This is a genomic window from Flavobacterium sp. FlaQc-47 (genome assembly GCF_044006475.1).
Classification (GTDB): Bacteria; Bacteroidota; Bacteroidia; order Flavobacteriales; family Flavobacteriaceae; genus Flavobacterium.
This window is the reverse complement of sequence record NZ_JBIPCQ010000006.1, coordinates 40,538-53,778: the sequence shown is the minus strand read 5'-3', so window position 1 is coordinate 53,778 and position 13,241 is coordinate 40,538. Positions and strand designations below refer to the sequence as shown.

At 35.0% G+C, this 13,241-nt stretch carries 12 protein-coding genes; 4 read left to right on the top strand and 8 right to left on the bottom strand.

Annotation, left to right across the window (positions count from 1 at the left end):
* The first annotated feature begins 36 nt into the window (after positions 1–36).
* Complete coding sequence (locus ACHRVX_RS18720; RefSeq protein ID WP_395334949.1) at positions 37–897, top strand: helix-turn-helix domain-containing protein; 861 nt, start codon at positions 37–39, stop codon at positions 895–897.
* 1,190 nt (positions 898–2,087) lie between these two features.
* Positions 2,088–2,594: a hypothetical protein gene (locus tag ACHRVX_RS18715; protein WP_395334947.1), complete on the top strand. Its 507-nt coding sequence runs from the start codon at positions 2,088–2,090 to the stop codon at positions 2,592–2,594.
* Here the strand turns inward: ACHRVX_RS18715 and pdeM are convergent.
* The 8 genes from pdeM to ACHRVX_RS18675 form a co-directional block, all read right to left on the bottom strand.
* Complete coding sequence (gene pdeM / locus ACHRVX_RS18710; protein ID WP_395334945.1) at positions 2,586–3,221, bottom strand: ligase-associated DNA damage response endonuclease PdeM; 636 nt, start codon at positions 3,219–3,221, stop codon at positions 2,586–2,588. The genes ACHRVX_RS18715 and pdeM overlap by 9 nt on opposite strands.
* Positions 3,222–3,227: 6 nt before the next feature.
* The gene (locus ACHRVX_RS18705) at positions 3,228–5,687 is read right to left on the bottom strand and encodes a ligase-associated DNA damage response DEXH box helicase (RefSeq protein WP_395334943.1); all 2,460 of its coding nucleotides are present in this window, start codon (positions 5,685–5,687) and stop codon (positions 3,228–3,230) included.
* A gap of 294 nt (positions 5,688–5,981) precedes the next feature.
* Complete coding sequence (locus ACHRVX_RS18700) at positions 5,982–7,583, bottom strand: ATP-dependent DNA ligase (RefSeq protein WP_395334941.1); 1,602 nt, start codon at positions 7,581–7,583, stop codon at positions 5,982–5,984.
* A 208-nt stretch (positions 7,584–7,791) separates the two neighbouring features.
* A complete protein-coding gene (locus ACHRVX_RS18695) occupies positions 7,792–8,847 on the bottom strand; it encodes a ligase-associated DNA damage response exonuclease (protein WP_395334939.1) in 1,056 nt (351 codons plus the stop codon).
* Between the two features lie 10 nt (positions 8,848–8,857).
* The gene (locus tag ACHRVX_RS18690) at positions 8,858–9,466 is read right to left on the bottom strand and encodes a hypothetical protein (protein ID WP_395334936.1); all 609 of its coding nucleotides are present in this window, start codon (positions 9,464–9,466) and stop codon (positions 8,858–8,860) included.
* Between the two features lie 135 nt (positions 9,467–9,601).
* Positions 9,602–9,979 (bottom strand): response regulator, encoded by a 378-nt coding sequence (locus ACHRVX_RS18685; RefSeq protein ID WP_395334933.1) that lies wholly within the window; start codon positions 9,977–9,979, stop codon positions 9,602–9,604.
* Positions 9,980–10,161: 182 nt separating this feature from the next.
* Positions 10,162–10,974, bottom strand: coding sequence for an SDR family NAD(P)-dependent oxidoreductase (locus ACHRVX_RS18680; RefSeq protein ID WP_395334931.1), 813 nt, complete (start codon positions 10,972–10,974; stop codon positions 10,162–10,164).
* 132 nt (positions 10,975–11,106) lie between these two features.
* Positions 11,107–11,694: a TetR/AcrR family transcriptional regulator gene (locus ACHRVX_RS18675; RefSeq protein WP_395334928.1), complete on the bottom strand. Its 588-nt coding sequence runs from the start codon at positions 11,692–11,694 to the stop codon at positions 11,107–11,109.
* Between the two features lie 425 nt (positions 11,695–12,119).
* Between ACHRVX_RS18675 and ACHRVX_RS18670 the strand changes: the two genes are divergently transcribed.
* Entirely contained in the window at positions 12,120–12,611 is a 492-nt protein-coding gene (locus ACHRVX_RS18670; RefSeq protein ID WP_395334926.1) for a GNAT family N-acetyltransferase, read from the top strand.
* Positions 12,612–12,613: 2 nt separating this feature from the next.
* On the top strand, positions 12,614–13,093 hold the full coding sequence (locus tag ACHRVX_RS18665) for a MarR family winged helix-turn-helix transcriptional regulator (RefSeq protein WP_395334924.1): 480 nt from the start codon (positions 12,614–12,616) through the stop codon (positions 13,091–13,093).
* Positions 13,094–13,241: the final 148 nt, after the last annotated feature.

Here is a 13,241-nt window from a genome sequence, read left to right as displayed (position 1 = left end):
TTTACTATATTTGAATAGGTATTAAACCAAAAAGTATTGAAGAATAAAATAACAACATACTCGCTCGCACATCATAAAAGTTTGTTTACTGATGCTGATAATAATAAAGATTATTTTTATATTCAGGTACAAGATCATCCGTATATCAGTGAACCTTATCGCGCAGAAAGTTATGCGATAGAGTTTCTCAGAAAGGGAAGTATTGTAATGCAGACTAAACTGAAAAGAGTTGTTGTTCATGCTCCGGCTATCCTAACTTTAGGACCTTCGGTAATTAGAAGTTTTATAAAAGACAGTGACGAAATTTTAATTGATATTATCTTTTTCAAACCACAATTTTTTCTTCATAATCAGGCAAATGTATTTTTTCTGTCACAATATCAATTTTTCGATAATAGCGAAATGCATGTTTTTAATTTGGAGAAAACCAACAAAGAAAAGTTCCAGAAAATTTTCTCCTTAATCAAACAATCGATTGATAATGAATCGAATCATCAGCCATCAATTCTTCGTAGTTATTTGTACATTTTGATTTATGAGCTTGATTCCATTAAACAGACAATTGATGACGAGATTGTACAAAATCCAATCTTTGAAAAGTTCAAACAAACCCTTTTTAAAGATTTTATAAGCCAAAGATCTGTTCAATATTATGCTGATGCTTTGAATGTTACGCGCAAATATTTATCAGAAGTAATTAAAAATAATAGTGGTAAAACAGCCAGCAACTGGATCGAAGATATTGTTGTTCTTGAAGCTAAAGTATTACTTCAAAATAAAGAACTTACAATAAGCCAAATCAGCGACATATTAAATTTCCCAAATCAATCCATTTTTGGAAGATTCTTTAAAAATTCACAGGGAATTTCTCCTTTGGAATATCGGAGAAGTATTTAACCGCAAGATGTTATTTTAAAAGCTTTGATATTAAAACATCTAAATATTTATTTAATAATTGACCACAGGAAATGTCATTAAATTAATATTCTTCAAAATATATTTTTCAGGCAAAGTTTGTTTTTGAATTGCCTGCAGCTTTAGCTGGAGTTTATATAAAATCAATCTGAATGGCTTTAGCCAAAAATGTAAGATTTGGCTATAGCCAATCTTATTGTACATATTAAACACCTCCAGCTGAAGCTGGAGGCTAGTTAAAGCTTAACTTAATGATATTGGCCTGCGTGACATTTTTTTCAACCAACATTTAATTCCTAACGGAATATTGTGTTGTATTTTATCCAATATTTCACGGTTCAAATTATATCTCGCAGAGATTTTACATATTGATAGTTTTTACCTTGTATTTTATCCAATATTTAACGGCTTAAATTATATCTCGTAGAGATTCCATATTGGTAGAAAAAAAAGAGCGTAATAAAATTTGTCCCGTAGGGACTACACATAATTTTATTAAGAATTTCGTTAATGTATTTTATCGCAAAGTTTGTAATTAAGTTAAGAAAAAAGGATAAAAATATTAAAGATTTTAGATGTGCGAAACAGCATAAAATCGACAATCATACTATATCATGACAATCACGATTTGAAAACTTACTATTTGTGCCGTTAGGCACTAAATATTGGTAATTAATATGAAATGGAATAAATATAGCGTGCCGTAGGTACGCAATAGTTATCATTTGTTGCGTACCTACGGCACGCCAACATACTTCTAATCTATATTAACTACCAATATTTAGTGCCTAACGGCACATTTCAACTCTTGGTTTACATTACTCACAACTATCAAACAAAGCTTAAACTAATGACATTGGGAGAGATCGCAAGCGCAACTTTACAAAGATTGGTTATTTTCTTTGCGGAATTCCTGGTGTGATCTGTCCTATGTCGAGATGACAAAAAGTAATGATAAGTGTAATACTATTTTGATTTATTCAAAGTGAAACGTCTTGCTTGTGCGATTCAAAAAGCTATGTCTCTATATGTTTAAAAATACGTCCCAATTAATTTAACCGCCTTTTTGAACAAAACACAAGACATTTCGCTCTTTCCTAATACCGTAATTCACTGCAACTTTGCGTTTGAGATAATTTACAATTCATCATTCACAATTAAAATTAAAGCATATGTCTAAAATCGCAAAGTTTGTAGTTATAATTAATGATAATGTCATTTGGATGGAAGAAAAAGCCCTTCAGTTTTATGCTGATTTATTCGTTAATTCAAAAGAAACGGGGGAGAAGTACGCGAGAGAGAACCTTTCCAGCCAGCAATTATTCAAAATACAGAATGACTTTTCGGTCGAAATGCTGATGGCATACGATGGCGAAAATCCGTTATCGTTCATGAAATTAAATTCGTCCCGACTTTCCAATCAAAATCTCGATGCCAATAAACCCATTGGTATAAATCACATCGTTTACTTCAATCGAGAAGATATTGCGGTACTTTTTAAACGTGCCGAAGAAGTCGCTTTACAGCGTAAACACGATTTTATCTGGGCTAAAGCTTTTGAAATTGATATTACTTTGACAGAAGAGTTAAAGTCATTAGGCTATGAAGAATTCTATTATGAAAATGATGTGAATCAGGACACCAATGAAAAACAGCTTTACTTTAAAAAATCAGTCTAGTTTTATCTGGATAACCTCATCATTTGCAATCGCGTAAACAATATCATTTTGTTGCGGTTTCAAAACGTGTTTTCCTGTAAATTCTCCAAAAGCAGCCAGGATCATTTGATTTTCTTTCCTGAAAAAACAAGGTAATTTTAAAGATTGCGCACCAAAACCACGCAGCATAATTCCGGGATGAATATGTCCTGAAAAATTATAATAACCTTCCTGAATTGTAGGATGATGTGTTAATAAAAAGTCATCAATTTCAAGAGATTCCACCACATCAATATCAAGATCGATGTAATGCTTTTTGTCAATAATGTCGTGATTTCCTGCAACAAGCACAATTTTATTGGTACAGCAATCTACCCATTGTTCAAATAAATCCCATTCGGTATTTTTAGAACTATGAAATAAATCCCCCAGGAAAATTATTTTTTCGGGTTTAAAATTTTCAACAACTTCAGTCAAACGTTTAAAGTTTTCTGAAACCACATTATTCGGAATCGCGACGCCGTGTTTTCTAAAATGGGAAACTTTCCCCAAATGCACATCAGAAATGAGCAGTAAATTTCGGGTTTCCCAAAATAAAGCACCACTTGGATGCAAAATAAAAGTTTGATTTTGTATGGTAATAGTCATATATTTTTACTTCATGTACGAAGCTGTCATTTTTTTAATTCGTTCAGCTAAACTCTCGCTCGACAATTTTTCGCGCAATCTGTCCGTGATAACCGGAAAACTAAAAGGCGTCGGTTTAAGACATTTCTTCCAGACAATTTCCTGTTTCTCAATTCGTTCCAAAGCCATAATCAAACGACCTTCTTCAAGCTGATGCTCAAAGGTTTCGCGATATGCCTGTTGAAATAATAAATTATCCGGTTCATAATCCCTGAATACCTCAAACAATAATTGAGATCCGCTCTGCAAATGTTTTGTCTTTATCATTTTACCAGGAAAACCAGTAAAAACCAAACCTGCAATTACGGCAATATCCCTGAATTTACGTCTTGCCATTTCGGTAGCATTCAGACTATTTTGCAAATCGTGATGGACATATTCTGTAGAGAAAAGATTATTATCTAAAACATTTTGCATATCAATTTCCTGATCTGATAATAATTCGAATCCGTAATCGTTATAGGCGAGCGAAAAACTAATAGGCAATAATAGACTGATTCTGTACGCCAGTAAACTAGCCAATGCTTCATGAACAAACCTGCCTTCAAAAGGATAAAAAAGTGCATGATAACCTTCTCTGGTTTTAAAAGTTTCAATCAAAAACTGATCGTCGCCCGGTACAATAGATTCCTTGCGTTGTCTGGTAAACAATGGTTTTAAAGCTTTTAATTCCGGCGATAAATCATCAGTATTCGCACGATACAATTCATGACGCAGCAATTCACTCATTTGTGCCGAAAGCGCCATTCGTCCGCCCATCCAGCTCACTACTTTTGATTTCTTTTTTGGATCGGCTTTTCGTACCAAAACCTGCATATTTCTAATCCGAAACAATTCCAGTTGTTTACCTGCAAAAATAAAAGTATCACCCGGTTTTAATTTCGAAACAAACCATTCCTCGATAGTCCCGATATAACCGCCACTCATAAATTTTACATTCACAACCGCATCACCCACAATAGTCCCAATTTGCATGCGGTGATGCATGGCAATTAATCTGCTGTTGATTTTAAAGCGTCCATCTTCTTCAATTTCTACTTTTTTATATTCGTCGTAAGCCTGTAAACTTTGGCTTCCGTTAGTGATAAAATTCAGGATCCAGTTCCAGTTTTCCTCCGTCATTGCCTGATAACAAAACGTTCCTTTAACTTCCTTAAAAATTTCATCAGGAATAAATCCGTCAGAAACCGCCAAAGTATTTAAGTACTGGACCAAAACGTCCCAACTGTTCAAATACGGAACCCGATCTTCGATTACATTTTCTTCAACCGCTTTTTTCAATGCCGAAGCTTCAATTAATTCGATAGCGTGCGTCGCCAGAAAATAAATCACACTTTCTTTCCCCGGTTGGTGTCCGCTTCGTCCTGCTCTTTGCAAAAAGCGCGCAACGCCTTTAGGTCCGCCAACCTGAATAATGGTTTCTACAGGCGCAAAATCAACACCTAAATCCAGACTCGAAGTACAAACCACGACCTTTAATTCCTCGTCTCTAATTGCCTGTTCAACCCAAAGTCGCGTTTCTCTGTTAATGCTTCCGTGATGCATGGCCATTTCTCCCGCAAACTCAGGATATTTTTCGAGCAATCGCTGAAACCAGATTTCGCAAGCCGACCGAACATTGGTAAAAATCAAAGTCGTTTTACTGGCTTTTACAATTTTAGCCACCTCATCAATAAGATGCAAACCCATATGTCCGCGCCACGGGTAGGTTTCCATTTTATCCGGAATAATCGAAATTACTTTTATCTTTTTATGAATCTGAGCCTTAATTAAAACCGAATTATTATAAGCTTCAGAATCAACACCCAATAAAACTTCCTGTGCTTGCTGAAGATTTCCAATTGTTGCAGAGATTCCCCAAATACGCATTTTAGGAGCAATCGCTTTTAATCTCGACAAGCCAAGTTCTGTTTGTACGCCTCGTTTTGTACCTAATAATTCGTGCCATTCGTCAATTACAATTGCAGTACAATTGGCAAATATTTTATCGTATCCTTTTGTCGCGAGAAGCAATTGTAAACTTTCCGGAGTGGTGACTAATAAATCGGGCATTTTTCCTTTTTGCTTGGCTCTTTCACTTGCCGATGTATCTCCGGAACGAATCCCAACCGTCATTTTAGTTCCTAAATCATTGACAACTCTTTCAGCAGCTTGTTTAATTTCTACAGAAAGTGAACGCAAAGGCGTAATCCAGATAGCTTTAAGTCCGGGAGTATGTTTGGTTTTATAATTAGGATTGTCTTTGATGTAGTTCAAAACAATAGGCAACCAGAGCGCATAGGTTTTTCCGCTTCCCGTAGGAGCATTTAGTAACCCATTTTTACCCTGCAAAAAAGCAGTCCAGGTCTGGGTCTGAAACGGAAATGGTTTCCATCCCTGATGTTGAAACCATTCATTTGCTACCGCAAAAAGTTGCTCTCTGTTCATTGTTTTTGCTATTATTTTTTTACCATTAAGATATCGTAATTTCTATAAATATTACGCTCCTCCGGAGCTTTAAAACAAGAGATAAAAATCCGCGCTCATCCGTGTTTTCGCTTTAGCGAATCCGCGTCACCCGTGTGCCATTTAACCACAATCTTGTCATTTCGACAAAAGAGAAATCTCCGTAAGTAACTCTTTCCTCTAAATGACAAAAAAATAAAAAAATCTGCTTTTAATCCGTGTTTTCGCTTTAGCGAATCCGCGTCATCCGCGTGCCATTTACGCACAATCCCAATCCTATAAAATCATATCTTTCAAATCATCAATAGAATTTGCTTCATCAATTTTTTTATCATGTCTCCATCTTAAAATCCTCGGAAACCGGGTCGCGATTCCGCTTTTATGTCTTTTTGAAAGTGCAATACCTTCAAAACCAATTTCAAAAACGAGTTGTGGCGTTACGCTTCGAACGGGACCAAATCTTTCCAGTGTATTTTTCTTAATCCAATCGTCTACCATTCTGAATTCTGCATCGGTTAAACCGGAATATGCTTTGGCAAAAGTCACCAGTTCACGTTCGTTATTTTCGTTATTCTGCCATAAGGCAAAAGTATAATCGGTAAATAAATTTGAGCGTCTTCCGTGTCCGCGCATGGCGTAGGTGAGGACCGCATCAATTACCAGAGGTTCAATTTTCCATTTCCACCAATCTCCTTTTTTTCTTCCTACCAGATAAGGAGAATCTTTTCGTTTGATCATCAAACCTTCACTCTTCATTTCGCGGGAACGCAATCTTTCCTCCGTCAATTCTTCCCAGGTTGAAAATTTCACCCTTTCGGAAAGTTGCAGCGGAATATCATGGTGTTTAATATCTTCAAACAATTGTTCTAATAATCTACGTCTTTCTTCAAAAGGAAGATTACGGATATCAGTGCCTTTCCATTCTAAAAGATCGTATGCTTTTATAATTACAGGAGATTTTTTAAGGATTGCAGCCGAAACTGTTTTTCGTCCAATTCTGGTTTGGAGATCATTAAAAGTCCCTATTTCATTGTCTATATACGGCAGAATTTCACCGTCAATGACAGTTCCGTCCGGGATGATGCCAATGAACGAAGCAAATTCAGGATATTTATCGGTAACTAATTCTTCACCGCGGCTCCATATAAAAATTTCATTATCACGGATTATTGTTTGCGAGCGAATTCCGTCCCATTTATGTTCAGCGCTCCATTCTTCGGCATTTCCCAGATTTGATGGTTCGCCTTCGATAGGGTAGGCGAGATAAAACGGAAATGGCTTAGATAAATAATCACTGTTTTTTTCGTCCAGAATTAATTCCTGAAATGTGATTGTATTCGGATTCCAATCGCCCATTAATTTATGTGCTAAAGCATCTTCATCAATATTTTCGGCTTTAGAAAGGGCACGCGTCATTAATTTTTGGCTTACGCCGATTCTGAAACTTCCGGTGATTAATTTGGTAAAAACAAAACGTTCGTAATAATTTAAAGCCAGCCAGTTCTCCTGCAGATATTCTTTTTTCTCGAAATCTGTTTTCTTTTTCAAGGCAATAATTTCCTGAAGATATTCGGTTAAACTTTTATCAGAATGTTCTTCAGTAGTTGGAATCACTAATGCAATTGTCTCGGCAAGATCGCCTACAATATGATAACTTTCCTCAAATAACCATAGCGGAATATTTGCCAGTTCATTTGCCCATAATCGTAACAATGTAGTATTAACAGGTCTTGGCGGTCTACGATGCGAAAGTATGGCAATCGTCCAGACTTTATCTTCATTACTGGCGTTGATGAAATAATTGGTCAAAGCATCTACTTTTACCGACGTTTTATTAGAACTGTCAAGCGCTTTTATAAGTTCGGCAAAGTTTTTCATCTGTTTGTTTTTTAATTTAGAAGAAAGATGCAAGAAAAGAAGAAAGAGGCAAGATTTGTAGGTATTTTTTATCCTGGATTTATTACGGTCTTTTTACTTTGTATTTCTTTTCTTATAGATATTTTCTAGAGTCTATCGCTTTTGTAATTCTATCTTGCATCTTTCCTCTTGCATCTTCCTCATGCATCTTTCTTCTTGCATCTTTCTTCTATTCTCTTTCCTCTACACTATTAACTCTATTTTCTTCCTCATCAACATCTTTCTTGCTGTCCATTTCCCCGGATTCTCCTTCATATTGAGTGTTAGCAGTACGTGCATCATAACCCAATTCCTGAAGGTACTTTGAAAATATATCCGAATATCCGTGGGTGCATATTACTTTTTCGGCACCGGTTGCTTTAATGCTTTCCAGTAAACCCGTCCAGTCGCAATGGTCGCTTAAAACAAAACCTCTGTCAACAGCGCGACGACGTCTCGCACCTCTAAAAGTCATCCAGCCACTTGCTGAACCTGTGACAAACGGAGTCATTTTACGAATCCATGTACTACCGTGTGCACTTGGCGGTGCAAGAACAATGCTTCCCAGTAAATCTTCTTTTTTAGTTTCAGATGTTACTCTTGTTGTGGGCGGAAAATCGACTATTGGCCGTAAAACTTCGGTCATATTTTCGATTGCTCCATGCGTGTATATTTTTCCGATATCGGTATCAAGATATTTCAATATACGCTGGGCTTTTCCTAATGAATATCCAAATAAAACAGATGTCTTACCTTCAGCGCGATTTTCTGCCCACCAATTGTTGATATCGGTCATAACTTCGGCTTGAGGAGTCCATTTAAAAGCAGGTAATCCAAAAGTGCATTCCGTTATAAAAGCGTCACATTTTACCACTTCGTATGGAGTTGAAATGCCGTCATCTTCGGTTTTATAATCTCCGGTAAAAACCCAGACTTCGCCTTTGTATTCTACTCTTATTTGAGCAGAACCAATGACATGACCGGCGGGATGAAGCGAAAATTTAACTCCGTTTATTGTGAAAGTTTCATTCCAGTCTACACCGGAAACATTGATATCACCAAGACGGTGTTTTATGATAGGCACATTGTTGTGATGGGTAATGTAATTTTTATGCCCCCAGCGCGCGTGATCTGAGTGTCCGTGCGTAATTATGGCATTTGTAACCGGACGCCACGGATCAAGATATACATCAGCCTGCTGGCAATATATTCCTTTATCATTAAAGGCTAATAATGGAGTTCTCATAACTTTAGAGTTACGCTATTTGAGCAATTCTGGCACTTTTATATAAGGGATGTGCGTTCATGAAATGAGAAACTTCAGTATTCATTTTCTCAAATGATTGTCCGTAAAAATACAATCCCGTAGTCGAATTGCCTTTCCAGTATCTTTCTGTTAATTGAGATGTATTGGTTCTTTTTGAAATCTCGGACTGAACAAAACCAAAATTATATTCTTCCTCTTTTTCTAAAGGATTCTGACCGTCAAGATAAATGGCAATTCCTTCGTTTTTACCAAACGGAATTTCCTGATGTGTTTTTTCGATAATTATTTTGGAACCTTTTGGAGCACCGCAATTTTCAAGAAAACTCATAATATCCTGCAGCATATTTTTAGTGATTTTTTCGTCATAAAGTTTGACGTGAATATCACAAAAAATAATTTCACCCGGTTCTTCTTTTAAAACTCCACCACCTGAAATTTCACCATAATTTTTCTCCATTAATAATTCGCTTAAAGGCAACAGATAAAGATTTCTTTTGTCTACAGGTAAAACTTTATCATTAATCTGAATGACAATATCATATTGATTATATTCAGTTTCGTCGCTTTCGAATAATTTTGAGATCAATTGTAGTAACATAACAATAAGTTTTTGAGATGGATATTCGTTTTTTCAAAGTTACTTATTGAATAAAGTTTGTTATTTACAGTATTTCACGTAAATGTTATATTATTACCTATTTCTATGCATGACTTATTATGACGCAATCTTAAACTATAAGATATTATCTAAAGTTGAAACTAGCTCATTAAAATTATTTGGCTTACTAAAAATCTGAACTTGTTCAAGATCTTTGGTTAGATTTTTAAGCGTTTCATGAGAATGCGAGGAATAAATAACAACCTGAATTTTGCTTAATTCGGGAACGGCACGCAATTGTTGTATGAATTCAGCGCCACTTAAATAGGGCATTTGCATATCAAGAAATATAAAGTCAGGCAACACTGCTGCAACCTTTAAATTGTTTAGTGCTTCTAGAGAATTATTGGAAATTGTGGTGATGATATTTTTGTTCAAGGAGTGAATCGCAGCAACAAAAAGTTCGCAATCGTCGTCGTCGTCATCCACTAATAAAATTACTGTATTTTTCATTCCATGAAATTATTCTAAATTATCGACATGAGTTTATATAATTTTGGCGAGATGTTATATAATATAAATGTGCAGTTTTATATCTATCCTGTGTTTAAAATAAAAATAAACCATAAAATAAAACCTCCAAAGTCTTATGATTTCTGGAGGCTTAATTTTTTATAATAAATAGTGGTTTATGATTAACCGTGAGCGGCTACAGAAACATCAGCCCATTCTTCCCACGTAGCTAATTTTTGTTCATAGGTTTGTTTAGCAAATGGTAGAGCCACTTTTCCTAAAAACAGGCGTAGAGGAGGAGTATCGGCTTCAATAAGTTTAATAATTGCGGGAACTGTAGCACTTATTTTTCCGAAACTGTCCGGATCATGTCCTTCTTCTATTGCTTTTTTGAGTCCGTCATAAGCATCGATGCTTTCGCTGTTGAATCCGTTCCCCCAAATGTCAGTAACATATCCGTTTGGTTCTACCAAAGTAACATTGATCCCAAATTGTTTTACTTCCTGAGCAAGAGTTTCGGTAAGACCTTCTATAGCAAATTTTGAAGCATTGTAAAGACCTAAATTTGGTAAAGTTGTAATTCCTAAAACAGAAGAAACCTGTATAATGTGACCGCTTTTTTGGCTTCTCATTATAGGTAAAACAGCTTGTGTCAACCAAAGAGTTCCAAAGAAATTAGTTTCAAATTGTGCCCTTGCTTCTGTTTCGCTTGCTTCTTCAACAGCTCCGTTTAAGGCATAACCTGCATTATTAATCAGGATATCTATTGTTCCAAAGTTTTGTTTTACTTTTTCGATTACTGCAAACGAATCTTCGCGTTTGTTTACGTCTAAAGTTAAAGGCAAAATAGCGTCTCCGTATTGTGCTTTTAAGTCGGCTAGGGTATCAATATTTCGTGCTGTTGCAGCTACCTTGTATCCTTTTGCTAAAAATGCTTCTGTCCAGGCTCTTCCAAATCCTTTTGATGCTCCGGTAATTAAAATTGTTTTTGACATGATGTTTGTTATTAATTGTGAATTGTTAATTATGAATTATGAATTTTTGATATTGTAATTGTAGTATATATTGATATTGTAATTGATATTGTAATTTTTATGACCGAAAGGTCATTTTTATGATAAAAAAAATTAGAGTGTGTTTTCCTCTATTATTTTTTTTAGGGTTTTAGTTATCACTTTCATTTTATCATTACTATTTGACATTCTTGAAATGAGGTGACCGCCTTCCATCATGGCAAACATAACTACTGCAAACTCTTCGGCATTCCATTCTGCTTTAAACTCTCCGTTGGCAATTCCTTTGTTAACACTACTAGCCAATAATTGCTGATTAGCGTTACAGCCTTTGTTTATTTTTTCTTTAACAACAGGATTAGTATCATCAGCCTCTGTCCCAAAATTCAATAGCGGACAGCCACCTGTTAGGGGAGGATTTACGGCATTGCTAAAAAAATCGATATAAGTAAAAAGTTCTTCTTTTGCAGTTTTACTTTTACTGATAGCAGCTACAAGTTTATCCCCTAATATTTTCATATTATGATCTACAGCGGCACAAGCCAGAACATCTTTATTTTCAAAATGAACATACATACTGCCCTTTGACAATTTGGTCGCCTCCATAATATCACTCATAGCCGTTGCTGCAATACCTTTTGTATTAAAAATAGGTGCTGCTTTTTCTATAATGAATTGTCTCGTTTCTTCTCCCTTTGTCATGATAGTTTTCATTTACGGGTACAAATATATGACCGATTGGTCATATATGCAAATTTTTATTATTTTTTGTGATAAGTTTCACAATTGAATCAGCTTTAAAGATTGCCACATAGACAAAAAGGCACAAAATTTTTTATATTACAGGATATACCGAAACTTCCGGATTAACCTATTCTTCAGAGTTATAATCGACAATTTTGTCATTTCGACCAAGAGTGAAATCACGCTAAAAACTCGACAAAGATTACCTAAATTAAAATGAATATTAATCAGCGAAAGCTATTCGAATCAGAATAATTAAAATAATCTGCCACATCAGCTTACATCTTTTTTTAAATATGTGTAAAACAAAAAACAGCAATTTATAGTCAAATATTTTTATTTATGTATTTAACTACGTAGTTTTGTGTAATAAATTTTATGATATGAAACCACAAATTATTCCTATAGAGAATAAATTCTCAAATGAGATAGTAGACTTAATTCTAAACATCCAGCAAAAAGAATTTAATGTTGCTATAACAATCGAAGACCAACCGGATTTACTCAACATACAAAACTTTTATTATAATGGAGGAGGTCATTTTTGGGGAGCTTTTGTAAATGATGAATTGGTTGGAACAATTGCTTTGGTCAAATTTTCAGATAATCAGGCTGCAATCAGGAAAATGTTTGTAAAAAAAGAATTCCGCGGAAAAGAGTTTTCTATTGCTCAGCAATTATTAGATACTTTAATAGATTATTGTCAAATAAACGGAATTGATGATTTATATTTGGGAACCATAACAGTATTAGAAGCTGCTTTGCGTTTTTATGAAAGAAATGATTTCGTACGAATTGAAAAAGAGTCGCTTCCAGACACCTTTCCTGTTATGAGTGCCGACAATGTATTTTGTCATTTAAAACTAAAAAAGTAACGATGAATATAATTGATGAATCGGGGATTTTAGCCATTTCAACACGATTGCAGCGTCTTAGTGAGCAATTACGAAAAGACGGCGCTTTATTGTATAAATCATACGGAATTGATTTTGAACCCAAATGGTTTCCTGTAATTTACACCTTGCATCATAAAGAAGTTCTCAGCGTTGTTGAAATTGCAAACGAAATTGGTTACACACATCCTTCAACCATTAGTTTATTAAAAGAACTAGAAAAACAAAAACTAATTCGTTCAAAAAAAGACAAATTAGATGAACGTAAAAGACTTTTATCACTCACTCCACAAGGGCAGGAATTAATCCTGAAAATGAAACCCGTTTGGGATATAATGTCCAGCGTTCTAAAAGAAATTGCCGACAATCAAAACAATTTACTTCAGGCAATCAACGAAGCCGAAAACAAAATAAAACATCAGAGTTTTTTGCAAAGAGCTTTACAATTGAAAAGCCTGGAATAGGTTCAAAGGTTCAGAGAGACAAAGGTTCAAAGGTTTTTTTAAGTTGCTAAGGCACTAAGATTCTGAGTCTCTAAGTTTTCTTGTTATTAACCTGATCGAAGTCAAAGGATTTTTCTTAGAATTTGGAATTTTACTTTTTGAAATTTAA